The sequence below is a fragment of the Sulfurimonas limnophila genome, from assembly GCF_059705345.1.
This window is the reverse complement of the sequence record NZ_AP046127.1, coordinates 90,032-115,606: the sequence shown is the minus strand read 5'-3', so window position 1 is coordinate 115,606 and position 25,575 is coordinate 90,032. Positions and strand designations below refer to the sequence as shown.

Below are 25,575 nucleotides of genomic sequence, written 5' to 3'. Positions count from 1 at the left end.
TTACTCCATACCTCTTCTAGTTAGCTCTTCTTTATAAATTTTCTCATACAAGATATCAAACTCATCAGTTCCTGGAATATATCTTTTTTTGTATGTTTTAATCTTCTCCATAATAATATTATCGAGCTCAGAAGCCTCAGTAATAAATGAAGTAATTGCATTGTAGATAATATTTTTTATACGATTTTCTGTTACATCGAAGTGAATTAAATCCTCTTCATACAGTTCATCAAGTATTTTATGAGAAACATCAGAATAACGCTCTTCATAATTTAAAATAACACCAAATTCAGGAGCTAATTTTTTCTTTATCATGAAAAATAGTTGTCTCTCATCTACAAGATTAAACTCTATCTCCTCTTCATTTGCTTCACATATCTGGTGTGTCTTCTCTTCAAGTGCCATCTCTTGCTTAGCGTCATGTAGCAATATTTTTTCTGCCTCTTTTGCTATTGGCTCAAGACCTTTTGTCATTGTGACAACATCACTCTTATTTAAATCGATTGCAATCTTGCTAGCTATATGTGGAATAGTTTTAAGTGATATTTTCATCCAGAGACCTTATATGTGTTAAAATAAATTTTGTAATTTTACAATAAGTAAGGTTAGTTTAGCATTAGAGGGAACTTATTTTATCCTTTAAATAAAACTCTTCAAACTTATCTTTACTGAGTGGTTTTGAAAAATTGTACCCTTGCAATATGTCGCACTTTTCTTTTACTAAAAACTCTTTTTGCTCTTGAGTCTCTACACCTTCAGCAACAACACTTAGTCCCAAGTTTTTGGCAATATTTAGAATAGTTGTTACCATGTTCGCATCTTTTTTAGGGTTGTCTAATTCACTTATAAACGACTTATCTATCTTTAGCTCATCTATTGGTATCTGACGCAAATAGCTTAGGGACGAATAGCCTGTACCAAAATCATCCATTGAGAAACGAATACCGCATAACTTAGCCTTGTTCATTATCTCTATTAGTTTTTGAACATCTTCAGCGGCACTTGTCTCAGTCATCTCAAAAATCAGTTTTGCGCTTAGTGTAGGGTTAAGATATTTGACACAAAGAGCAATGGAATCTTCAATAAATGTTTTGCTAAACATCTGTCTCATGCTTATATTTATAGAGAACTGATTTAAATATATCCCTTTTTTGTCCCATTCACTCAGTGTTTTAAAGCTCTCTTCCAATATATAGTATCCAAGTTCAATAATAAATCCTGTCTGCTCAGAAATTGGTATAAACTCATCTGGACCAACATTTCCTAACTGTTCATTATGCCATCTAACAAGCACTTCACACCCAATAATCTCACCATCTCTATTTACTTGTGGCTGATAATTCAGTGTAATCTCTCCCTTTTTTATAGCAAAACGCAAAAGTCTCTCCACTTCTAGCTTTCTCTCTACTCTAACTGAAAGTTCACTGTTAAAGAGTATTACTCCGTCTCTTCCTTTTGACTTTGCTTCATACATAGCAATGTCTGCCTCTTTTATGAGAGTATTAGCAGTTACTTTTGGATTATCAATAATACTCACTCCGATACTAGCACTGATATAGAGGTTATGTTCATCAATTATGTATGTCTGCTTTATTATGTCCAGAAGCTCTTGTGCGAACTCTTGTGCACTCTCTAGGCACTTTTGTTTATCTTCGTATGTAGAACTCAAGATGCAAAACTCATCTCCCCCAAGTCTTGATGCAGTTCCTTTGTTTACTTTAGATAGGTTACTCATTCTTTGAGCAACTTCGCTAAGCAGTTTATCTCCTATATCGTGTCCCAATGTGTCGTTAATTGTTTTAAAATGATCCAAATCTATTAAAAGTAGAAACATAAACTTGTTATCGCTTTTTTGCTTCTTTATCCCATCTTCAAGAAGTTCCACAAAATAGCGTCTGTTTCCAAGTTTTGTTAAGTAATCATGGTATGCTTGAAATTGATTTCTTTGAAGATACCCATATGTATTTCTTGAGCCATAAAGAAGCACCCATGCAAGAACAATTGTAAGGATTGCTATGATGTATGAGTAAAATTTTCCAATTAACAAAAGATAAATTGTAATGGGAAGCATTGATGATGCTAATATAAAAATTGCCAGTTTTTTCTCAGAAACAAGAATAGTAGTAGCAACTACAGCAACACCAAGTTGAGTAAAGATAGCTAAATAATGAAGTTCAATATTATCACGCATCACATAAACAACAAACATAATTGTCCATGAAGAGAAGTAAAAAAATATAAAATAGCGTAACTTGTTAAGCCAAACCTCTTTTTCTTGAATAGTTAATATAGTCTCTGAATACTCTTTATATAATCTATATCCCCAATATGAAAGTGCTAGTACAAAAAGATACCATAATGGTTCAATAACATAAGAAGAGTAGATAATTCCAAAAAATATATAAGATGTTGCAGTAGAAGCAAATAGGGCAATTAAGACTAAAATTTGTCTATGCATAAAATTATAAAAACTAATATTATTTAGCATATTGAATTCTCTACCTTTTTATCAACGAGGCATTATTCTAACTTATATTTCTTAAAAAAAATCACTTTGCCAGAAGTAATGTAAGCTCTGAAGCCTTTTGTGCATCCATTTTACTCAAAATAGTTCCTATAGTTTTTGGTTTTAGAGATGATAAGATTGCGGCTGCTTCTAATGCGTCCATCTCAGATAAAACATTTGCTGCACTTGCTGCTTTCATCTTTGCAAAAGTTTCTGACATTTTTTGCATCTTAACATTTTTTATCTCTTCTAATACCTCTTCATTTTTTTGAAGCATCTGCTTAATGGACTCTTCTTTAGCACTTATCTCTTGAAGATTTTTTGTAACATTTTCTTCATCCTGTGATACTTTTGCCTCTCTTTTTACCAAAAGTTCTTCCGTTGCTACTTTAAGTGCGCTAAGCGCCTGTTTTTGTTCATCTATTCTCTCAAGTTCTATAAGAAGTTCACTTTTTCTTGCTTTAAAAATCTCTGTACACTCAAAGAGCTTATCGCTTGTTTCAAGTGCATTTAGTGTTGATATCGCTATAAGTGTTATTAAAAATATTTTTATCATCGTTTTTTTCCTGCATATGTCATTAGCGCTATCTCATCCAGCTCTTTTGCCTCTTTAGCACTTATCTTTTTTAACTCTGCTTTTATCTCTTGAAGCTCTAAGTATTGAAACTTTTCATACTCAATCATATCGGCTTTGAGTTGTATTTTTGCTTGAGTAACTTGGCTTTTGGCAAATGTTACCCAATCTTTATTGTGCTTTATGACCCCTCGCTGAGACTCAAGGAGTGCTCTTGAAGCGAGCATTTCACTCATAGTTCCTTTTTGGGGAGAGTCAACATTTTTAAGAGAGTTATAGGAGAGTTCGAGTGCAGTTGATGCGCTATTTAGGTTAACATTTGCTTTTTGCATAGCTTGTTCACTACGTTGCATAGCGCTTTTTTTAATTTTAACAAGTGGAGTAAATCTGCTTTTCACGACTATCTGCTCCTATTTTGCCCTCTACTTAGAAGGCTTATAAAATGATTGTATCTTCTCTCTCTGGTGATGTAGAAATTATGCCTACTTTTGTTTTAGTAATATCTTCTATCGCTCTGATATAATCTTGTGCCTCTTTTGGAAGCTCTTCAAATTTTCTTGCACCTTCTGTTTTACCCCAACCCTTAAATGACTTATAAATAGGCTTAACGTCATCCAAATTTGCTGGAAGATAATCTATCTGAGCACCATTTAATTCATAAGCTACACATACTTTAACTTCACTAAATCCATCAAGAACATCAAGTTTCATAAGAGCTAGTTCATCACATCCGTTTAAGCGACTTGCATATCTACATGCAACCGCATCAAACCAACCGCATCTTCTAGCACGGCCTGTTGTTGTGCCAAACTCACGACCCCTCTCTCCGATAAGCTTTCCATCTTCACCTAAATCTTCACTAGGAAATGGTCCATTACCAACGCGAGTACAGTATGCTTTTACAATCCCTGTTACTTTTCCTATATCTTTAGCATTTATACCAAGACCCGTACAAGCTCCAGCACTAACAGTTGAGCTTGACGTTACATATGGATAAGTTCCATGGTCTATATCTAGCATTGTTCCTTGTGCGCCCTCAAGAAGAACTCTTTTGTTCTCAACATCTAGCGCTCTCCAAATAAGCTGAGTTGTATCTGTTATGAAAGGAGAGAGCTTATCACTATATCCTTGAAGTTCTTTTAACAACTCATTTTTGCTTGGAGATTTAATATCATAAATATCAAAAATAGCTCTGTTTTGCTCAAAATACTCAAGTATAGTCTCACAAAGTTTTACAGGATCTAAAAGCTCTCCAACTCTAACACCTACACGATTTATCTTGTCAGAATATGCTGGTCCAATTCCCTTGCCGGTTGTTCCAATAGCTTTATCGCCTTTTAATTTTTCACGAGCTTGATCAACAAGAGAGTGGTAAGAGAGATTTAAGTGAGCTTTATCAGAGATAAAGAGTCTTCCCTCAAGAGCTTCAAACTGCGTCATCTCTTTGATAATAGACTCAGGAGAGAGAACAACACCATTTCCAATAACGTTTATCGCTTTAGGGTTTAAAATACCTGAAGGGATAAGATGAAGTGCGTACCTAACGCCATCTACCCAAATCGTGTGACCTGCATTATGTCCGCCTTGGCTTCTACAAACCATATCGTACTCTTTTGCCAATCTATCAACAATCTTTCCTTTTCCTTCATCGCCCCACTGTATTCCAACTATTAAATCTGCTTTCATTTCATCCCTCTATTTTGCTTTTGTCTCTATAAGTACATCTGTGTAAATTGCAAAACCTACAGAGCTAAGCTCTAGATTTTTATATCTTCCGCCTCTAGCGTAAACCTCATTTTTATCAATAACTCTAAAAAACAGCTCATCATAATAGAGCATTTTTGCATAGTACATAGGCGCTAAAACACTATTTGGGCAACCTATTGCTCCGCATAAATTTTTCATCTTCTCAAGCTCAACTTTTATCTTTGGCGGAACAATCTCTAAAAGTTCATCAACCTGTTCTGGGTGTTGAAGATAGACAAGTTTTTCTAGCCAATCACTCTTTTGGGCTAAAAATTTCTCTATATTTGTATGTCTAAAATCATCTAAAGTCAAACCATCAAACATCTCTACTAAGAGCCTAGGTATCATCATATTTGAGATTTGGATAAGAGGATAAACTTCTAAACTCTTGAAAATATCTATAGCGATATTTAGCACTGATGAGAGTTTGTCCTCTCCCATAAATTCAACCCCAATTTGAAACTGCTCATCTGTTGGATAACGAAAAACAGGTTGTATATAGAACCATTTTTTATGTTCTGTGTTTCTTCCAAGTCTCTTCTCTATGATTCTTACAACATCTATCGTGGAGTCTGCTCTTAGCGAGATTGAGTTATTTTTTTCATCATTTACTTTTATAAGCTCTTTATCATTAGCGATGCTTTTATGTTGATGATATGAAAATATCGGTGTAACTATCTCTTCAAATCCTCTAGAGTACAAAATATCACTAGCAACTTTTTCAATCTCTCGCTTTATTTTAGCGCTACTTCCAAAGTAGAGTTTTGAGCCGCTAGGAATTTCATGTTCAAGTATCATCTATCTGCCAACTCTAAAGTAGTTTTCATTAAAGACTCTGTTCGCCTCTCCGTTATACGCTCTGCGCCCAAGTTTAGCAAGTGCGAGTTCCACAGAGTTTACAACCCATGAAATTTCATAAGCTGGGATTAGTCCCATCTGATTTATACGGAAAATCTTTCCATCTAGGTGATCTTGTCCACCTGCAACATTTACACCAAAATCAGTTTTTAAAATTTTTCTAATTTTTGATGCATCTTCATCATCGATGGTTGTCATAGATAACGCTGGAGTTTTTGGATATACATGCAGTCCGATTGCTCTAAGAGAAGCCATTACCGCCTCTGCTCTAGAAGCAGTATCTTCATATAATTTATCTAAACCGCCATCTCTCTCAATAGTCTCTAATATCTCTAAAAGCCCTATTGTAAGCGTTGTAGCAGCTGTCCATGCAGTAGTGTTTTTTCTTTGAGATTTTATCTCAGTTGCAAGATTAAAGTAGTATCCCTTGCCTTTGCCGATTTTCTCAATTGCTGCGTTACTAAGCCCTAAAATAGCAAGTCCTGGAGGAAGCATTAGTGCTTTTTGACTTCCAGCGATTAGACAATCTATATTTGTTATATCAATTTTCTCAACACCAACAGCTGTAATTCCATCAGCAATAACCATAATGTTTGGATTTATCTCTTTTACAGCCTTAGCTATTGCTTCAACTGGATGACGAAGTCCACCAGCAGACTCGCTTATTTGCACTGCGATAGCGTCAATATTTGAGTTTTCTTTGATAGCTTTGATAACTTCTTCAACTGTTACTGCTGTATCCCACTCATTTTTTATCTCAACATTTCCAAGACCATGAGCAGTTGCGATTTTTCCAAATCTCTCACCGAATTTACCTGAGTTTACATTTAAAAGCGTGTTATGAGTAAGGTTTACAACAGCTGCTTCCATAGCGCCAGTTCCGCTTGATGAAAGCATTACAACCTCATCACTGCCAAAAAGTTTAAAGAGGTATTCTCTTGTCTTAAGAAAGATAGCTTCAAATTCAGGTGTACGATGGTGCATAGTCTCATCACTCATTGCATTACGAACATTTTGAGGTACAGGAGTCGGTCCAGGCGTGAAAAGTAACATATGAAAGTTCCTAATTTATTATTAATTTAAAACCTCGCATTATATCTAAATAACATAAAGTGACTCTTTACTTTTATGCTAGAATTCCAATAAAAAACAGAAACTATAAGTTTATCAAGGGCATTAATGACTATACTAGATTCGATAATTTTAGGTGCAATTGAAGGCTTTACAGAATTTTTACCCATCTCATCAACTGGACATCTTATAGTTGCTAGTGAGTTTTTAGGACTCGAACAAAATAGCATAAATAAAGCGTATGAAGTCATCATCCAGTTCTCTGCAATACTCGCGGTAATTTTTAACTACAAAGATAAGTTTAGTATCAAAAAAATAGATTTATGGATGAAGGTTTTTGTTGCATTTTTACCTTTAGCAATCATTGGTTTTATATTTTCTTCTCAAATAAAAGAGCTCTTTAGTATTCAAATAGTTGCTGTCATGTTTATCATCGGTGGGGTTATATTTTTAATTGTAGAGAAATTTTTTATATATGAGAATAAAAAAACCATTCATGAAGTAGAAGCCATTACGCTCAAACAGTCCATAATCATCGGCTTCGCTCAAGTTTTTGCACTAATCCCAGGAACTAGCAGAGCAGGTTCAACAATCATAGGCGCACTTCTTGTAGGATTGAGCAGAAAGGCAAGCGCTGAGTTTAGTTTTTTACTTGCTTTTCCTGTTATGGGAGCGGTTAGTGCCTATGATTTACTTAAGCACTATAAAGATTTTAGTGAAGCAAATCTAATAGTTTTGGGCGTTGGTTTTGTTACATCATTTATAGTTGCTTATCTAAGTATAAAGCTATTTTTGAAGTTTTTAGAGAAGTTTACATTTGTCTTTTTTGGTGTTTATCGTATTATTTTTGGGGCAGCTTTACTTCTATTTTTCAACTAAATATTTTTGGTATAGTGTTTGCTTATGTTCTTCATAAGGAGACAATATGAAGACAATAGCTATTTACAAATCAAAACTCACTATATTTTTAGAGAATATAGAAACTACTATTTATAATTTAAGCGTAAAGTTTCTATAAAGTCTGAAGAATTATCTTCGCAAGGCTTAGAGCTTTAGCACGGTGAGATAGACTTTTTTTAATCTCATCATCCAACTCTGCAAGTGTTTTGTCATATCCAAGAGGGATAAACATCGGGTCATATCCAAAGCCGCCATTACCTCTAGCTTCTGCTATCACATCCCCATACATCCAACCATGAACACTATACTCATACTTTGGTGTAACGATTGCAATTGCAGCAGTGTAGTGAGCTGGTGAACTCTTTACTCCGCTTTTTTTTACATCATCTATAAGTTTATTTAGGTTATCTTTGTCAGATGCACCCTTTGACGCGTATCTTGCACTATATATTCCAGGAGCTCCGCCTAATACATCAACGCTTATACCGCTGTCATCTGCTAAAACAACTACATCTTTATACTCATTTTTTTGACTAAGTGCCTTAAATACGGCTCTTGCCTTTATAAGTGCATTTCCCTTAAAGCTATCGGCATCTTCTATGATTTCAAACTCTTCTATCAACTCACTGTATGCTATTACTTCAAAATCTTTACAAAGTGCTTTAATCTCTTTTACTTTACCTTTGTTTGAAGTTGCCAATATAAGTTTCATCATCATTCCTTAGTATTTACTTTAAAGATACGCTTCTTTGCTTGGCAAAGTTTGCATAAACAATCTTTTTATTATAATTGCGAATTATATACTATATTAAGGTACACAATGTTTAAAAAAGTCTTCCCACTCTCTGCAATTCTTTCGCTGAGATTTTTAGGTCTATTTTTAGTTCTACCAGTTATATCTATCTTTGCTTTAGAGCTTGAGGGCTCTACTCCTCTTCTTGTCGGTATCGTTGTTGGCGGTTATGCCCTTACTCAAGCAATTTTTCAAGTTCCTTTTGGAGCTATGAGCGATAAAATAGGACGAAAACCAACTCTTTTAGTAGGTCTTTTAATCTTTTTAGTTGGCTCTATCATGTGTGCTTATTCTACTGATATCTACACGCTTATGATTGGTCGTTTCTTACAAGGTGCTGGAGCAATCGGTTCAGTAATTACTGCTATGATTTCTGATTTAGTTGCCGAAGAGATTCGTGGAAAAGCTATGGCTATCATGGGTGCTTCTATCGCTCTTAGTTTTGCTCTTGCTATGGGTCTTGGACCAGTTCTTGGTGCAAAATATGGTGTTGAGTTTCTCTTTATATTAACAGCTGTTTTTGCTGTTCTTGCGATAATCTTACTCTTTACAAAGGTACCAACTCCTCCAAAGATTAAGCACACTTATCACGCAACTACAAAAACTTCAGACATTTTAAAAGACCCAAATCTTTTAAATATGATTATCATAAATGCAATGCAAAAAGGTCTTATGACTATCGCATTTGTTCTTATTCCTATCATCTTAACAAGTAGTGACTTTTCTTGGCAGAAATCTGATTTATACATGGCGTACCTTCCTGCTATGTTTTTTGGTCTTGCTGCTATGGGACCAGCTGCTGTTTTTGGCGAAAAACACAATAAACCAAAAGAGATATTTCTTCTCTCGATAGCCCTTTTTATAGCTTCGTTTCTAATTATGGGACTTACAATGTCAAGCACTGTTTTTGTTGTGGGTGTAGTTCTATTTTTTATCGCCTTTAACATGATGGAGCCTCTAGTTCAATCAATGATAACAAAGTTTGCTAAAGTTCATCAAAAAGGCGCAGCGCTTGGTATTTCAAATTCTATCGCCTATTTTGCTACATTTATAGGCGGGACATCTGCTGGTCTTCTTCTTGGCATAAGCGATAGAGAGACTATCGGTATATCTGTTGGTGTGGTTGCTGTTTTATGGTTTTTATGGACACTAAGACTTCAAAATCCGACAAAATACTCTCATCTTTATCTACCTCAAGACGATGTGGACACTCTAAAACTACAAAACCTAGAGAGTGCTCATATCGCTGAGTGGTATATAAACGACACTGAAAAACTTATCATCATTAAGTATGCAACAGGTGCTATACAAAAAGATGATCTAATATCTCAAATCTCTAAATAGAGCCTTCTATGAAAATAGAGCAAATTACCTTAAAGAGGCTTTTTGCTCTTATACTAAAGAAGAGACCTGCTCTTATTTATGGGCAACTTCTCACTCTTCTTGGCATACTAATAAGCATTCCCATACCTCTTATGCTTCCTGTTATGGTCGATGAGATTCTTCTAAATAAACCCGCTTTTTTTGTAAATAACATAGACTCTATATTTGGTGCAACAACTCCATTTTACTATATCACTATTGTTACTTTTGGAGTTATCTTTTTACGATTTATCTACTATATACTTGGTGTAATTACTACAAAAATATTTACTAAAATTTCAAAGCATGTAACCTTTATGATAAGAGCTGAACTACTTAATCACTTAAGAGTTACTTCCATGAATGAGTATGAAACAATCGGTAGCGGTGCGATTACTGCAAACCTAGTAACGGATGTAAACACACTCGATACCTTTATCATGAGTAGCGTAAGCCGCTTTGTTGCCTCCGTTTTAACGCTTGTTGCGGTTGGCGTAGTAATGATTGCAATTGACCCGATTTTAGGCTTCTTGATTTTAATTATTCAGCCCCTTATCATGCTTCTTAGTAAAAAAATGTCAAAAAAAGTTGGTGAGCTAAAGAAAGAAGAGAACCAAAAAATTGAGACCTTTCAAAACAACACAGCAGAGACGTTAGAGCTCTTTGGACAGATAAAGGCTAGCAACAAAGAGTCATACTTCTTCTCAAACGCAATCAAAGATGCAAAAGAGATTCAGAGCGCTTCAAATGAGTATGGATATAAAAGTGTTGCTTATGAGAGATTTTCTTACACTCTCTTTTTAATTATATTTGAAATTTTACGTGCTTCTGGGCTTCTGCTGGTTGCGTATAGTGATTTGAGTATCGGTATGATGTTTGCGATGTTTGGATATATCTGGTTTATTATGACTCCTGTGCAAGATATTATCTCAATGCAGTATAGCTATGCTTCTGCTTCTGGAGCGATTAAGCGTTTAAATAAAATTTTATCGTTACAAAAAGAGATTAGTGGGACGAAAAAAATAGACTCCAATCAAGTTGATATATCGATAAGTAACCTCTCTTTTTCATATACTGAAGAAAAAAATATACTAAAAGATATATCTTTAGAGATAAAAGCTGGTTCAAAAATTGCGCTTATTGGGGCTAGTGGAAGTGGAAAAACGACTTTAGCGCAGATAATATCAGGGTTTTATGAAAAAAGTGGCGGTTTGCTAAGATATAACGGCGAGAATAGCGAATATCTGGATAAAAGTTCAATAAGAGAGAAGATATTTTTAGTTCTTCAAATGCCCATACTTTTTAACTCTAACCTAAGATTTAATATCTCTATGGGCGATGAAGATATAACTGATGAGCAGATACACAAAGCGTTAGAAATTGCTGAGTTAAAAGAGATGGTAGATGGTATGTCAAAGGGATTAGATACGATTGTAGGTCATCATGGAATACGTCTCTCAGGCGGACAGCGCCAACGCTTAAGCATAGCTAGAATGATTATAGCGAACCCTAGCGTTGTTGTTTTTGATGAGTCAACCTCAGCACTCGATGTTCACACAGAAGCAAAACTGCATGCATCGATAGTTCCACTCCTTAAAGATAAAACAGTCATCACAATTGCACATAGACTAAGCACTGTAAAAAATGCAGATACTATCTATGTTTTGGATGCTGGTACAATTGTTCAAAGAGGAACACACGCAGAGCTAGAAGATGAAGAGGGGCACTACTTGGAGTTTATCAAGAATCAACTTCTATAAGCATATACAGTGTCGCTAAAAATGCTATCGCGCCGAGCGGTGTATTGCCTAAAACAATAGCTCCGATTGAGATTATTAAAGCAAAAGATAGAACCAATTTATCGTTTGTAAAATATCCAATAAGCGTTACCATTAAAGCTCCAACACCAAAATACCCAAGATAGATATAAAGTCCTAAAGAGTCTCTAATAGCGCAGAGAATAGATGATGATTTGTTGCCACACTCTAAAATAAGAGTACTATTTCTTAAAAATCCGTATTTCAGTGCCCAAAATAGAGCAAGAGAGAGGATGATATAAACTGTAACTTTCATTAGTTCTTTATATGAGATTCTTTTAGTTCCTGTATATAGCATATAAGCATATCCAAGCGAGATTAAAACCCATACGTTTGAAAATATATTTAGATAAGTCTCATTTATAAAAATAGCGATTGAACTTAATAAAATTATTGCAAAAACTGTTTTTTCAAATTTTCCAAAGAGAAGTTTTGTGTATGCTTTTCTATACAAAAACAGAAATGAGATAATAGAAATTGCAAAAATATAAACTTCAAAATTTCTATATCTTCCATCAAATGCAAGCGAGAGGTTTAAAATAGTAAGCAACAGAGATGAGATGTAAAAAAGAAGCATCAAAGAGGCATCTACGCCTCTTGTTTTTTGAGTTAATATATCTTTAACCTTAACTACATACGCGGCTCTATCTTGAGATATATATGCAAGTGTTAGATAGTAGATAAAAATATGAACACCGACTACAAAAGCTGCCCAGATAAACTCCCAGACGTCCCTTACTGTAACTCTATATTGTTCAAGTGCGAGAGTAAAGAGAATGGCAAAAAGCGTGTTAAAGAGGTAAAAAAGTGCTAAATTTCTTCTGCTTATATCTTGATTTCTTAGAAGTAATGAAAATAGCGATACTAGAGTGATTGAGCCAAACATCAAGAGTTTATAATTTGAAAAGTTTGAAACCTCAGCACTAAGAACTCCTTTATCAGCCCTATCTTTATCGAAAAGTCCCCAAAAGCCGCCAACTGCGCCTTCACTCACTCTTTTCCAAGGCTGATCAAATGCCTCAATGATATTGTAATCCCAACTGTTTTTATCTGCTAACTTAACAAACTCTCTTATAAATATGGCTTGATTTATCTTGCTTGGAAGAGCGTCTTCTCTCATTCTGCCCTCCGATGGCCAGCCTGTTTCTCCAATAAGGATATTTTTATCCCCTAAAAGAGCCTCGACTTCGCCTCTAACATCGGCTAAATGACCTATAGACTTTTCTATATTCATTGGATTGTCTTCCCAATAAGGCAATATATGAATGGTTACGAAATCTGTAACTTCTTTGATTTTTGGATGTTTTACCCAAAATTCCCATACATCCGCGTAAGTTACTTTTGTGTTTGGAAGTGCAGCTTTAACCTGTTTTATATACTCTACTAATTGATTCTCGCTAGTATCACCACGAAGAAGAACCTCATTTCCTACAATTACCGCTTTTACTACATCTTCATTTGCTTTTACTAACTCTATGAGCTTGTTTATCTCTTTTTGAGTAATGATTTTATCACTGCTAACCCATGCACCCATGTACATACTAAGCCCATTCTCTCGGGCTATTTTTGGAACTATCTCAAGACCTAGAGTTGAGTATGTTCTTATGCATGATGTCTGTTTTGAGAGTAGCGCCAAATCACTTCTTACTAACTCTTCCGAAACTATCAAGCCATCTGAAAATGTGAGAGGAGATTCATCTTTTGAAAAAGGGGCGTAAGATATACATTGTAGTTTTGAGAATTTTTCATTACTCTGTTTTAAAGTAAAAACATTTCCGACTAAAAACCAAAAAAGAACAATTGTAAAAATGCTTATAGTAAGTATTGATATTTTTTTCATAGATGATGTCTCTTATACTTTAAATTATAAGCGCAATAGTACTTAATTTTTTGATGATTTGTTTTTGAAGATTGTAGCCTCTTGAATAAGAGGCTCTATTTTTGTTTCTATTAAAGAAAGTATTTTACTTTTCTAAAGAAAATTTTCTACTTTTGAGGAAGCACGTACATATTGTAGTAACGGCCTTCAAATTTAGGCTCTTTATCCATTACTGCAACATCTTCTATCATAGCCCAAACGCGCAAAAGAACCTCTTTTGCTGATTCTGGGTTAGCCATTTCACGTCCTTTTAAAAATACACGAAACTTTACATGTTTGCCCTCTGATAAAAACTCTCTAGCATGTTTAACTTTATAGTTAATATCATTTTCAGCAATTTTTACAGAGAGTTTAATCTCTTTAACATCAATTTTTACTTGATTTTTCTTTTGCTCTTTGAGTTTTTTCTCTTCTTGGTATCTATACTTACCGTAATCCATAATCTTAGCAACAGGAGGGTTTGCATCTGGAGCAATAAGAACTAAATCTAAGCCTAAGGCATTTGCTCTCTCCATAGCTTCATCAGTTGAAATAATACCAAGAGATTCTGCTCCATCTACATTACAACGTAACTGCGATACACGGATATCGTCATTCATTATGACACGGTCGTTTTTTTTACTCAAAAATTTACCTCATTTATTTTAGTTTGTATAAGAGAGAGAAATTCACTCTCACTTAGATTGTATTGCTCTCTTGTTCTTCTGTCACGAATTGCAACACTCCGAGAAGCGACCTCTTCATCACCTATGACTACAAGCATAGGTACTCTTGTTTTTTCCGCTGTTCTGACCCTTTTATTTAGAGAATCATTCTTAGAATAAATCTCACTATCAGCACCTAAATCCATCAATTTATCAGATAACTCTTTCGCATAATCGTTGTGCGTAGCGGCAATTGGAACGATTGCAACTTGAGTCGGAGCGATAAACATTGGAAACTCTCCAGCGTAATGCTCTGTCAATATACCAATAAAACGCTCAAACGAACCTAAAATTGCTCTGTGAATCATAACTGGCTGAATTTTGTCATTATTCTCGCCGTTATATTCTAGCTCAAATCTTGAAGGGAGGTTAAAGTCCAGTTGAATCGTACCACACTGCCACTCTCGCCCGATTGCATCAGTTATTTTTATGTCTATTTTAGGACCATAAAAAGCTCCACCACCCTCATCTATCTCATAAACAAGGCTATTTTTATCCATTGCATTTTTTAATGCCTGTGTAGAAACTTCCCACACTGCATCATCTCCAACTGCTTTTTCTGGTTTAGTTGAGAGCATCATTTTATAATTAAATTCAAATGTTGACATGATTTTATCTACAAAATCAACAACCTCTATGATTTGTTCTTCAATTTGATCCGCTCGACAAAATATATGCGCATCATCTTGAGTAAATTCTCTAACACGGAAAAGTCCATGAAGTGCACCAGTCATCTCGTGACGATGAACTACACCATATTCAAAGTATTTTAAAGGTAAGTCTCTATATGAGTGGAGGTCTTCTTCATATATTTTAATATGTCCAACACAGTTCATAGGTTTTACACCAAACTCTATCTCATCTATGTTTGTAAAGTACATATTTTCGCCATAGTTTTGGTAATGTCCTGATGTTTTCCATAAGTCACTTCTAAGCATCTCTGGTCCACGTACCGGCTCATACCCGCGTTTACGGTGCGCTTTAAAAAGAAGCGATTCAAGTCTTGCACGAAGTCTTCCACCAGCTGGAAGCCAGATAGGAAATCCAGCTCCTACCTCTTCACGGAAAGTAAACATCTTCATCTCAGCACCAAGTTTACGGTGGTCTCTCTTCTCAGCCTCAGCCATCATGTCAAGGTATGACTTTAAAGCCTCTTTATCTGCAAATGCTATACCATATATACGAGTCAACATCTCATTTTTAGAGTCTCCTCCAAGATACGCACCTGCTATTTTAGTAAGTTTAAAATATCTTATAAGCCCTATATTTGGTAAGTGTGGACCACGACACAAATCTTCAAACTCACCTTGCTTATATATAGAAACTCTATCGCCAGGGATTCTTTGCATAACAAAAAGTTTTAGATGATCATCTTTAAACTTCTCTTTTGCCTCATCCATAGAAATCTCATATTTTTCTATTTCGTACTTCTTCTTAGCAAGAGATAGCATCTCTTTTTCGATATTTTTTAAATCGCTTTCGCCTATTTCGCTAGAAGTTTTAAAGTCATAGTAAAAGCCCTCTTTTACATTTGGACCTACGAAAAATTTTGCATCTGGATAGAGTGATTTGATAGCTTGAGCCATAAGATGTGCTGTTGAGTGTCTTAAAACACTCAACGACTCTTCAGAATTATCAAGAAGAATCTGCTCACCCTCAAATCCACACTCTTTTGCAGTTTGCATATCGATAATTTCACCATTATGTTTTATTGCTATTGCGTTCAAAATATATTATTCCTATCTTTTTTTAAAGTTCAGTTTTTAAAACTGCGCCGTTTGAAGCGTTTGAGACTAAAAGCTGATAACGCTTTAGCCATTTAGATTTAACCTCATTTTTGTAAGGTTTGTAGTTTGCTTTTCTTTTTGCTATCACATCATCGCTAACATTTAAGCGCAACAGATGCTTATCTGTATCTAGCTCTATCTCATCGCCATCTTCAATAAATGCAATCAAACCGCCCTCAGCAGCTTCAGGGGAAACATGCCCGATACTAGCACCTTTTGTAGCGCCAGAAAAGCGTCCATCAGTTATAAGAGCTACGCTATCGCCCAGTCCCATTCCTTGAATAAGCGCAGTAGGTGCAAGCATCTCTTGCATACCTGGTCCGCCTTTTGGGCCTTCGTAACGGATAACTACAACATTACCAGGCTTTACTTTATGTTGCATAATACCCGTAATAGCTTCTGGCTGAGAGTTAAAACAGATTGCAGTACCTTTAAACTGTCTCATATTTAGCTCAATTCCAGCAGTTTTTACAACTGCACCCTCAGTTGCCAAGTTTCCAAAAAGGATAGAGAGTCCGCCAACTTGAGAGTAAGCATTTTCATTTCTATGGATAATCTCTTCATTTAAAATCTTAGCATCCGCTATTCTTTCACCTAATGTTTCACCAGTTACAGTAGGGTTGTCAAGGTAAAGAAGTCCGCCTCTTCTGCTTATCTCTTTCATAACCGCATTAACACCACCAGCCTTATCTATATCATCCATATGAACGGTTGTTAATGATGGGGATATTTTAGCGATATGAGCAACATTGTCAGCTATCTCATTGATTTTTTCAATCTTATACTCAACACCGGCTTCTCTTGCTATCGCTAACATGTGAAGAACAGTATTTGAACTTCCGCCCATTGCCATGTCCACAACAAATGCGTTATGAATAGCTTTTTCATTTAGTACATTTTTTAAATTATATTTGCTATCATCAGCTTTTGCCATCTCAACGATTCTCTTAGCTGCCTCCTTAACCATCTCAATACGCTTTGGAGTCATAGCCAATACAGTACCGTTTCCAGGAAGTGCTATGCCCATAGCTTCACATAATGTGTTCATAGAGTTTGCTGTAAACATACCAGAGCAACTTCCACCAGATGGACATGCGTTGCACTCTATATCGTAAAGCTCTTCATCTGTTATTTTACCCTCAGCGTGTTCGCCTACCGCCTCAAATGCAGTTGCCAAATCTATAGGTGTACCATCTTTTTTGTGCCCTGCTGCCATTGGACCGCCTGAGACAAAAACAGTAGGAACGTTTACGCGAAGTGCGCCCATAATCATACCTGGGACAATCTTGTCACAATTTGGAATACAAATCAGTGCATCAAGTTTGTGTGCGTTCATAACAGTCTCGATAGAGTCAGCAATAATTTCACGTGAAGGAAGAGAATAAAGCATACCATCATGCCCCATAGCGATACCATCATCAACACCAATAGTGTTAAATACAAATGGAACTCCACCAGCCTCACGAATTGCCGCTTTAACTATTTCGCCATATTCGTGTAAAAAGAAATGTCCTGGGATAATGTCTATATAGCTGTTCGCTATTCCGATAAACGGTTTATCAAAATCTTCATCTTTTAGCCCTGTAGCACGGAGTAGTGAGCGGTGCGGAGCTTTATCAAACCCTTTTTTTATAGTATCACTTCTCATTAAAATCCTTTGTTTTATAATTGTTGTTTTTCATTATTGATGCGATTATAACATTATTTCTATTTTTTTTTATAAAAACACTTTACAAACAAAAATAAAGTGGCTATAATTCCGCTCACTTAAAAATTAAGTGTGTTTTTTTGCGGGAATAGCTCAGTGGTAGAGCACAACCTTGCCAAGGTTGGGGTCGCGAGTTCGAACCTCGTTTCCCGCTCCATAAATATAAAATATAAATAAAGATATCCGATATCTTGAAAAAACCCATGCCCGGGTGGTGAAATCGGTAGACACAAGGGATTTAAAATCCCTCGCTCGTAAGGGTGTGCCGGTTCAAGTCCGGCTTCGGGCACCATTGTTATAAATTTTTGTTGAAACTGGTGCCATCGCCAAGTGGTAAGGCCGCAGCCTGCAAAGCTGCTATCCCCAGTTCAAATCTGGGTGGCACCTCCAAAATTTTATGATAACTTCTTTTTACAAACGTGGATCTTTGGCTGAGTTGGTCGATAGCACCGGTCTTGAAAACCGGCGAGGGTTATACCTCCCAGAGTTCGAATCTCTGAGGGTCCACCACATTTTTACACAACCCCCTTAAACACGACACTTTCAGACATTTTTCATTATTAATTCTTATATCAATAACTTTATTCTATCTATTCACTTTTTCAATATTTTTTTACTTTTAGAACAATTTTGGTCGCAGTTTTGTCTCTATAAAAATGTAATCATTCGATGGGAACGCTGTTTGAGTTTGTGGGCAACTCGCCGGTCTAGTTTGTCGGATTATGATTATTTTGGTCGCAGATTTGACGTGGCAAAATTCTCACAATTTTAGATCATTAAAAAAACCAAAGTAAAAATTATTTTCATCATTTACACTAATCTTTAATTAGTTTCCACAATTATATACGCTGCGATTTCATCGACTATAATAACCATTATTTTTATTTTACACAGATTCAGAACTTAGAGATAGTGGTAAAATAAATGTTTATTTTTTAAAGAATGATGTTATAAAAGTAAATATCAATAACGTTATAAACAAAGCCCCACCTATTTGAATTACTAATGCAAAAATATTAATAGCTGCACCAATAAACGCAAGAGCCATTAATATAGCTAATGCAAAAATCACCAACATACCAATGAGTGGAAGCAATACATATTTAACCCATGAATAAGTATAAATTACTGGAACTGCAATAGCAAGAATAATCCATTTTACTATTATCAAAAATAACCTATAGATAATAGGTGAAGAAATTAAAACAAAAGAAGTGATTGTATACAATTTAGCATCATCACTCATACTGATAATTTTTCCTTTGTCATTTACAAGCAAAAATGAATCAGGTAGAAGATTTAAACCAATTGTTACAATCAACATTGCAAGAAGCATCAATACACCAACTTTTGGTAACAATTCAATAAATACAATGTCTAAGGAACGAGCTTCTTTATCGTAAGGCTCCGTATTATTTCTCAATTTTTCTACGTAAATCACTCCAAATATAAAATATATCAAAAATACAAAAGTAAGAATCCATACATAATGAACTATGTTTATAGCATCAAACCGTGTTCCAAAGAAAGCAAATACTAAAGTTAATAAAAAAAGCCTTCTAAGCCATGCATTTATTGAATATATTTTTTTATTTATTAGGAAATCAATTGTGTATTTATTTGGATTACTATTGATATCTTTTTCAATTAGCTCGTCTAGCTCACCTTCAAAATAATATTCTGATTCAGAAACAAGTGGTAATATAAATGGATCATAATAAGTTTCTTTGATAAAATCAAAAAATTTTAAAACTGAAACAACAACTACACCAACAATAATTAATCCAGCTAGTTTGCTGCCTACAATTAAGGCAACATAAGGTTTTAAAAATGGTATAACTATGCCACTTAATACTATTGAAAACATCGAAAAAAGTGAAGCTAGTATTGTTACATTTAACACAAATGCCCCAAATTCTCTATACACTCTACTACCGACCAATTCAATCTTATACTTGTGAATATGTAAAAAAGCATAAACAATAACTAAAAAAACTGAAAACGAAAATACATGTGATGCATTTTTGTAAAAATAAATGTTAAAAGCGTACAGAGAACCAAGCAAAATTAAAAGTGCGTGATAAGGTTCTGAAATATCTAAACCTAAATACTCTTTAAAAATGTATCTCAAGAAATTCCTTTTATATATTTAAATCTCATATCGTATCATAATCTTTGATTTAATTTTCAAGCAATCCTTCAATTTAACGCATAATTTTAACTGCGCGGTTCAACGCCTCTTTTGAAACTAAGAAGCGCAAAAGCAAAAAAAAAGATTTTGGAATTTACAAAAATTATTTATACTACCCAATTTTACTAGTAAATAAAAACCCGCATTATTTATATTTTGTATCCCTATAGAGTTGGCATCTATATTATGGCATAAAAACCATCTCGCCAAATATCTAATCCGGCGAGGACATCCTCTCAAACACCCTACCCGTCTATATTTCAAGCACTTCGCCTAAAATAGTCTGTCTCATTTCATGTCTTTTTTTGATGATTTTTGACGTAAAATTGAATAATTGTGGTTTTATTTGTAAAAAATTAGTTGTAATTGATTATCACGCAGAAGTAATTATAGAGAGAGCAGATGATGAGAATCATCCACTAACTCTAAGAGGTTGATAATTACGCAGTTAAACCTTCAAGCTGTTTTCTTACATCAACTTGGTCTAGATTTCCAAAGCGTAAATAGAAACGCTGAGTTGTGCTTATATCTTTATGACCCATACATTCTTTGACTATGTGCATCGAGATACCATTTTGAACGGACAAGCTTGCAAAGGTGTGTCTAGTTTGGTAGAGTCCCTTATAAGCTATACCCAATCTTTGAAGCATCGGTTTAAATTTATGGTCAACGATAGTTCTTGAGTATGTGTACGGCATCCTACTCTCTAAATTTGGAAACACCCACTCGCAATATGACGACTCTTTGTACTCTAAAAGCTTTGCATGCAATTTTTTTACCATTGGCACACTTCGCGTAGTACCTGTTTTAGTAGTGCTTATTACGCTTCTTGTAATTGAACGCTCTATCGTAATAGTGCCATTTTCAAAGTCGATATCAGACCATTTCAGAGCCATAATCTCGCCAGTTCTTGCACCTGTTAAGAATGCAACATGAGCAAACGCATTGATAAAGCCGTGTTTAGAGCGTTCTTGCTTGGAACAAGATGTGCAATTGTCGCTTAATATCTTCTCTACTTCCTCCTTGGTGTAGTATCCATCATCTTTGACACCACTTTTACTAAATTGAGGCGAAGATCGTTTTAGATGTTGCATGATATTTGAAGATGAATACTCATTCTCACTTGCATAGTCCATGACTCTCTTAACGACATAGTAGTATTTATTGAAACGATTTTGAGAGATGGTAAGTTTACCCATCTCTAGCATCCATGCCTTAATATCTTTGACTTTGACATCATTGATGGGCATCTTCCCAAAGTAAGGCAGCACAAATTTTGCCAATATACCTTTATAATCCCTCGTACTATCTTTTTTTCTGCGATTTATCTCCGCCTCTTCAAGTGCTAAGTGCGCTATATCTTCAAATAAAATTACCTCTTTATTCTCTAAAGATTGAAACTGCGATTGATAATTAGCGTACGCAAGCTCAAACTTACTCTTTGAAATTGACTTTAGAGATGCAGCGCTATAAGCTACCCCCGTAGTGCCTCTAAACCTATTATCAACCTTGCCTTTTGGTAATCTGGCAGAAGAGTACACTCTATAATCTAGCTTTATGAAGCCATTCTCCTCGAAAAGTCTCACTGATTTTATGACACCTTCTACATAAGCAGAGTTCTCCTCATGAACGCTATTTGCTTGACTGGCTTGGTAAATATTTGGCACTTTTGCCTTATTTATTAGTCTCATTTTCTTCTCCTTTTGGGCACCTCTTTTAGAGATGCTCACCTATTTCTAATATATCGTTATTGTGGCTAAATTTGCTTTTTATCTCTTGTGACACTAAAGGAGATTGCATTAAATTTATTACATCATTTTTGCTCAGCAAGAGTTCATTTCTATCGCAATTTAGTTCTTTGCATAGCAACTGTATGTAACCCTCATCGTTGGAGTAGAGTTGTTCAATGGTCTTTGCCTCTGGACAAAACTTTATGATAGCTTCGTTAATTATTAATATATTTTTCATTTTTTAAACCTTTTTATTTGTATTGATTTAGACAAAATTTGTCAAAAACATTTTTTAAATTATTTTCATAAAAATTGCACCCGCACCCGCCCGTGAAAATTATGGGTGGGTGTGGGTGTACGGGTTACATAAAATCAATAATCGGTTTCAATCTCTGTAAAACCTGTCTGATTCTTGAGTTTATTCTTGATAATTCGATAATGTTTACTTGAATTTTTATAGGCTATATATCCTAAATGGTTTAGTTCACTACTCAGATAAGCTTCCGAGTAGGAGTTATAACCACGTTCTAAGCACCATGATTTAAAGTCTCTAAAGATATCAAGCAGTTTTGTACCAGTTTTTGCGGATGGGTCAACTGCTTCATATTGCTCTTCTTCTAAAAAAGTTGTGACATAATTAGAAGATTCCTTATAGCTCGTCATCAACTCTTTAATAGCTTTAGCTTCTGTAAAACTTCCTTGCTTGATAAGTCTCTTCATGCCATCAATTGCGAAATTTAAGATAGCAGGCAACTCTAAAAGCATTTTAGAGTGGATTTCATAGTCCTTATCTTCTTCTTTTATAGTCACATTGAATGGCACTAGCAGCAATCTGCGATAAAAACCGTGCGAATTATCTCCATTATTGAATGGCAGCTTATTCATCGCTACTAGCAGTTTTGGCAGTTTGTTTATCGTATAGATATCTTTAAAGAGATACTTTCCAAGAATCACTTCACCGCTTACAATCTTTTTAAACGCTGAAGTATCTAAGCCGTTCTTTTTTGCATCGCTGCTTATATTCAAGAGTTTACCGTCCATCAAGGCACATTTAAGCATGTCTCCCATCTCAGAGAGTTCTACAAACGAGATATTTTCTACCCCAAAAAGTGCTTTTACGATATTTATTAAAGTGCTTTTACCATTTGAGCCGTCACCATACAGAAAAAGAGCTCTTTCATAGTTTTTAGTGTTGTTGCTTAGCACATAACCCAAATACTCCCCTATTACATCAATGAGTTCAACATCGCCCAAAGAAGTTTGTAAAAATTTATCAAAGACTGGACTAGTTGCCTCTGCATCATAGTCATAAGGCAGTTTGTAGGTAAAATTGTACTTTTCATCATGCTCAACTGTTTTTATACTACCGTCTTTGTAGATAACTAACACATTGGAATGCATATTGATATAGGTTGCATTCTCATCTACATAGGGAGTTAGCTCTCTATACTGCATAAACAGTTCATCTAAAACTTTTGAAACTAGCTTCACCCTTACATATTGCTTCCCATCGATTTTTAATATGCATTTTTTGACAAAATCCATCGTTTTATCTTTTGAATCTATGCTTATATAAGTGCCTTTATAATAGATATAGATACGTCCACCATGAGCTACAAGCTTAAATGCTGGATTGTTTATAATAACTATGGCATAGTAAAGGGGACTTTGCTCCTCATCTTGCTTATCTTTATCTTTGTTTATTTCTTTAGTTGCCAATTGAGCAACAAACTGATTAATTACTTTATTAATTGTAAGCAAAATATATCTCCTGATTCCAATATTCCATCAAAACCACAAGCAACGCACTTTGCGTAAATGTTATTGTGATTTCGGTAGAGAAAGCATGAGGGATTATTATCCTCATGCAGCTTGTTTAAAAAACAATGACACGATGTCGCTTTATCGCTGACTTTGGTTATCTTTATAAAATCTTTAAGTGTGTCGCTGTTCTTAATGCCATTTTTGTAATAGTGAATCGTTTCATCAAGAAAATCAGACAAATCAACTCTATTCGAAGCTATGCTTCTAACTATTTTCTTATGTGTTACTTTGGAACAATTTATAGGTGTAATATTGTCTTCAATCATTGAATCAAATTTTTCGATATCAAAATACGCTTCACTGCTGCTGTAATGCACCAACTGTTCAAGGTTGGGAGAATAATACCTAGCAGCATCAGTACAAGCGATGTCTGAGTCAAAATGCCTTGTAATAATTTTCATTAACTTACTATAATATGTCATGTCAGTAATGCTACGGTCTAAAGGTAATATAACTCTGAACCGGTCTGTTACGATACCGTGCTTATCGACTCGGTGCGATTTTGTCGTTACTAGCAAGGACTTACAAGAGCTAAAAAGCTCTATGCCTTGTTTAAGTGACAATCCTTCATCAAAATCCAGAATCACAATAGATACGCCCTTTGCGGAGCTATTATTCCGCTTACCTCCTTTGAAATTTGCGGCACTGTATTCGTGTGCCATTGTTACCCTATAAAGTTCGTACCACTCACCCTCGGCCCACGTCAGCTTATTGGCGTGGGCTTCGTTTTTTGTGTTTACAGAGAGTGAAACAATCATTGCTACTCCCTCGATAGGAAGGTTGTGTCTGATAATGCTTTATCCGCTATCTCTTGCTTTAGCATTTTCATAATCCCCATACTGTAACTATGTTTTGGTGCGAATGCTTCTAGGTCTGCAATGGTGATAATAAAATCATGTTGGAAAGCCCATTTTTTTTCATCTGTTGCATCTGTTGAATAATATATTTCCATAACAATCTCGTTATCTTCATTCTTCGTCCACTGAAGCACTTTCGCAGACTTGTCTTTGAAAGATTTTGAGAAAATAAACTGCCCCTTGTTTAATTTTTTCATTTTTTCCATTATCTCTAGCCATTTGCTTGAAGATATTACCTCGCTATAGTTTGCAGTTATCAAATTAATATATACTTCTATATTGGAGTTTGATTCAAACACTTTTACACTGGCATCGATGTAGCTATTCATTATTTTTCCTTTAGGTTCACACGCCATTAGGCATGTAGTATTTTGAATGAAAACAAAGAGTTTTCAAAAGAGCCGATTGTTTGTCTAAAAACATGTTTTTGTACATTTCTACTTTAAAGTGATGAATTATACGCCCTTTCAAAAACCATGCAGTAACGCTTTAAAATGCCTAAATATAGGGGTTTCATAAAAAAGAAAAGTGACTAAAATTTCTCATAAGCGCATTGGCGCTCATGAGAAAGGTCAGCAAAAAAAAACGAAAGGAATATTTATGCTAATAAATGAAAAAAAAGTACCATTTAAATGTACTAGACGTAAAAAAGCGCCAGAATGGAACGAAAATTTTAAGAGTTACTCGATGAGTTTTAGTGAGTTACTTGATGAGTTAAGATTAGATCCAGAGAGGTATCATGAACTGCTTATGAAAATTTTACTAGATAGAGAAAAAACTCATTTTGCCTATTTACTACCAAAAGAAGATTTGCTGTATCTAAAAAAACTTATTTACACTCTAGCATCGCTTGGATTTAAATATATAGATATTGAATATCTTTCACTGTATGCTCTTGGAGCAAAACGCTCAGCTATCTGGGCAAAAAAATATAATAATGACAAAAAAATAAAGATAAAAGATAGAATTATAGGAATATATTCAACTCTCATTGCTAAAGAAGAATTTAGAAAAATACATGATGAAGATATAATAATAAGCCATGCAGCTAAAATTATGGATCAAAAATTTGTAATGTTTTCATTCTCTTCTGACGAAAAAATAATAATTACACCTTTTCGTTTAATGGATGCTAAAAGAGAAAATATACCTAATCCAAAAAAATAAAAATAATATTTTTACTTGCCCGTACCCACCCGTAAAAAACTGCGGGCGGGTACGGGCATTTTTTTATAATTTTTAATTTTTTTAGCAATATATTATAACCT

The 25,575-nt window shown here is 34.9% G+C and carries 22 protein-coding genes and 4 tRNA genes; 8 read left to right on the top strand and 18 right to left on the bottom strand.

What is annotated here, in order from left to right; all coding sequences use genetic code 11:
* The 7 genes from AC6H33_RS00610 to AC6H33_RS00580 form a co-directional block, all read right to left on the bottom strand.
* Complete coding sequence (locus AC6H33_RS00610; protein WP_497605060.1) at positions 1-552, bottom strand: DUF507 family protein; 552 nt, start codon at positions 550-552, stop codon at positions 1-3.
* A gap of 64 nt (positions 553-616) precedes the next feature.
* Positions 617-2,488 carry a putative bifunctional diguanylate cyclase/phosphodiesterase gene (locus AC6H33_RS00605; protein ID WP_497605059.1) on the bottom strand — a complete coding sequence of 624 codons (1,872 nt, stop codon included), beginning with the start codon at positions 2,486-2,488 and terminating at the stop codon, positions 617-619.
* Positions 2,489-2,549: 61 nt separating this feature from the next.
* Complete coding sequence (locus AC6H33_RS00600; RefSeq protein ID WP_497605058.1) at positions 2,550-3,062, bottom strand: MotE family protein; 513 nt, start codon at positions 3,060-3,062, stop codon at positions 2,550-2,552.
* Positions 3,059-3,478, bottom strand: coding sequence for a flagellar export protein FliJ (locus tag AC6H33_RS00595; RefSeq protein ID WP_497605057.1), 420 nt, complete (start codon positions 3,476-3,478; stop codon positions 3,059-3,061). The genes AC6H33_RS00600 and AC6H33_RS00595 overlap by 4 nt, the downstream gene beginning before the upstream one ends.
* Before the next feature lie 37 nt (positions 3,479-3,515).
* Positions 3,516-4,766: an adenylosuccinate synthase gene (locus tag AC6H33_RS00590; protein ID WP_497605056.1), complete on the bottom strand. Its 1,251-nt coding sequence runs from the start codon at positions 4,764-4,766 to the stop codon at positions 3,516-3,518.
* A 9-nt stretch (positions 4,767-4,775) separates the two neighbouring features.
* Entirely contained in the window at positions 4,776-5,624 is an 849-nt protein-coding gene (locus AC6H33_RS00585) for an ATP phosphoribosyltransferase regulatory subunit (RefSeq protein ID WP_497605055.1), read from the bottom strand.
* Positions 5,625-6,737 (bottom strand): pyridoxal-phosphate-dependent aminotransferase family protein, encoded by a 1,113-nt coding sequence (locus AC6H33_RS00580; RefSeq protein ID WP_497605054.1) that lies wholly within the window; start codon positions 6,735-6,737, stop codon positions 5,625-5,627.
* A gap of 126 nt (positions 6,738-6,863) precedes the next feature.
* Here AC6H33_RS00580 and AC6H33_RS00575 point away from each other — a divergent pair, with 126 nt between their 5' ends.
* Complete coding sequence (locus tag AC6H33_RS00575; protein ID WP_497605053.1) at positions 6,864-7,634, top strand: undecaprenyl-diphosphate phosphatase; 771 nt, start codon at positions 6,864-6,866, stop codon at positions 7,632-7,634.
* A 133-nt stretch (positions 7,635-7,767) separates the two neighbouring features.
* Here the strand turns inward: AC6H33_RS00575 and rdgB are convergent, their stop codons facing one another.
* Positions 7,768-8,367: an RdgB/HAM1 family non-canonical purine NTP pyrophosphatase gene (gene rdgB, locus AC6H33_RS00570; RefSeq protein ID WP_497605052.1), complete on the bottom strand. Its 600-nt coding sequence runs from the start codon at positions 8,365-8,367 to the stop codon at positions 7,768-7,770.
* A gap of 108 nt (positions 8,368-8,475) precedes the next feature.
* Here rdgB and AC6H33_RS00565 point away from each other — a divergent pair, with 108 nt between their 5' ends.
* Together AC6H33_RS00565 and AC6H33_RS00560 are read left to right on the top strand one after the other, a co-directional pair.
* Positions 8,476-9,792, top strand: coding sequence for an MFS transporter (locus AC6H33_RS00565; RefSeq protein ID WP_497605051.1), 1,317 nt, complete (start codon positions 8,476-8,478; stop codon positions 9,790-9,792).
* Between the two features lie 8 nt (positions 9,793-9,800).
* Positions 9,801-11,570 carry an ABC transporter ATP-binding protein gene (locus AC6H33_RS00560; RefSeq protein ID WP_497605050.1) on the top strand — a complete coding sequence of 590 codons (1,770 nt, stop codon included), beginning with the start codon at positions 9,801-9,803 and terminating at the stop codon, positions 11,568-11,570.
* Here AC6H33_RS00560 and AC6H33_RS00555 read toward each other — a convergent pair.
* The 4 genes from AC6H33_RS00555 to ilvD all read right to left on the bottom strand — a co-directional run bounded on the left by AC6H33_RS00555 (position 11,551) and on the right by ilvD (position 17,645).
* Entirely contained in the window at positions 11,551-13,467 is a 1,917-nt protein-coding gene (locus AC6H33_RS00555) for a glycoside hydrolase family 17 protein (RefSeq protein WP_497605049.1), read from the bottom strand. The two genes, AC6H33_RS00560 and AC6H33_RS00555, sit on opposite strands and share 20 nt — an antisense overlap.
* A 146-nt stretch (positions 13,468-13,613) precedes the next feature.
* On the bottom strand, positions 13,614-14,132 hold the full coding sequence (gene infC / locus AC6H33_RS00550; RefSeq protein WP_497605048.1) for a translation initiation factor IF-3: 519 nt from the start codon (positions 14,130-14,132) through the stop codon (positions 13,614-13,616).
* On the bottom strand, positions 14,129-15,895 hold the full coding sequence (gene thrS / locus AC6H33_RS00545; protein ID WP_497606008.1) for a threonine--tRNA ligase: 1,767 nt from the start codon (positions 15,893-15,895) through the stop codon (positions 14,129-14,131). The genes infC and thrS overlap by 4 nt, the downstream gene beginning before the upstream one ends.
* Before the next feature lie 64 nt (positions 15,896-15,959).
* On the bottom strand, positions 15,960-17,645 hold the full coding sequence (ilvD, locus tag AC6H33_RS00540; RefSeq protein ID WP_497605047.1) for a dihydroxy-acid dehydratase: 1,686 nt from the start codon (positions 17,643-17,645) through the stop codon (positions 15,960-15,962).
* Between the two features lie 142 nt (positions 17,646-17,787).
* Between ilvD and AC6H33_RS00535 the strand changes: the two genes are divergently transcribed.
* From AC6H33_RS00535 to AC6H33_RS00520, 4 genes are all read left to right on the top strand, one after another.
* Positions 17,788-17,862 (top strand) — tRNA-Gly (locus AC6H33_RS00535).
* A gap of 48 nt (positions 17,863-17,910) precedes the next feature.
* A tRNA-Leu gene (locus tag AC6H33_RS00530) sits at positions 17,911-17,997 on the top strand.
* Between the two features lie 24 nt (positions 17,998-18,021).
* Positions 18,022-18,095: transfer RNA gene (locus AC6H33_RS00525), tRNA-Cys, on the top strand.
* Between the two features lie 31 nt (positions 18,096-18,126).
* Positions 18,127-18,215: transfer RNA gene (locus AC6H33_RS00520), tRNA-Ser, on the top strand.
* Between the two features lie 418 nt (positions 18,216-18,633).
* On the opposite strand, the gene AC6H33_RS00515 is transcribed toward AC6H33_RS00520, so the two are convergent.
* The 6 genes from AC6H33_RS00515 to AC6H33_RS00490 form a co-directional block, all read right to left on the bottom strand.
* The gene (locus AC6H33_RS00515) at positions 18,634-19,836 is read right to left on the bottom strand and encodes a hypothetical protein (RefSeq protein ID WP_497605046.1); all 1,203 of its coding nucleotides are present in this window, start codon (positions 19,834-19,836) and stop codon (positions 18,634-18,636) included.
* A gap of 500 nt (positions 19,837-20,336) precedes the next feature.
* Complete coding sequence (locus AC6H33_RS00510) at positions 20,337-21,587, bottom strand: tyrosine-type recombinase/integrase (RefSeq protein ID WP_497605045.1); 1,251 nt, start codon at positions 21,585-21,587, stop codon at positions 20,337-20,339.
* Between the two features lie 25 nt (positions 21,588-21,612).
* Positions 21,613-21,864 carry a hypothetical protein gene (locus AC6H33_RS00505; RefSeq protein WP_497605044.1) on the bottom strand — a complete coding sequence of 84 codons (252 nt, stop codon included), beginning with the start codon at positions 21,862-21,864 and terminating at the stop codon, positions 21,613-21,615.
* Positions 21,865-21,998: 134 nt separating this feature from the next.
* Entirely contained in the window at positions 21,999-23,387 is a 1,389-nt protein-coding gene (locus AC6H33_RS00500; RefSeq protein WP_497605043.1) for a DNA primase family protein, read from the bottom strand.
* On the bottom strand, positions 23,366-24,208 hold the full coding sequence (locus tag AC6H33_RS00495) for a hypothetical protein (protein WP_497605042.1): 843 nt from the start codon (positions 24,206-24,208) through the stop codon (positions 23,366-23,368). Before AC6H33_RS00495 ends, AC6H33_RS00500 begins: the two co-directional genes overlap by 22 nt.
* A gap of 2 nt (positions 24,209-24,210) precedes the next feature.
* Positions 24,211-24,636, bottom strand: coding sequence for a hypothetical protein (locus tag AC6H33_RS00490; RefSeq protein WP_497605041.1), 426 nt, complete (start codon positions 24,634-24,636; stop codon positions 24,211-24,213).
* Between the two features lie 271 nt (positions 24,637-24,907).
* On the opposite strand from AC6H33_RS00490, the gene AC6H33_RS00485 reads away from it, so the two are divergent.
* Positions 24,908-25,474, top strand: coding sequence for a hypothetical protein (locus AC6H33_RS00485; protein ID WP_497605040.1), 567 nt, complete (start codon positions 24,908-24,910; stop codon positions 25,472-25,474).
* Positions 25,475-25,575: the final 101 nt, after the last annotated feature.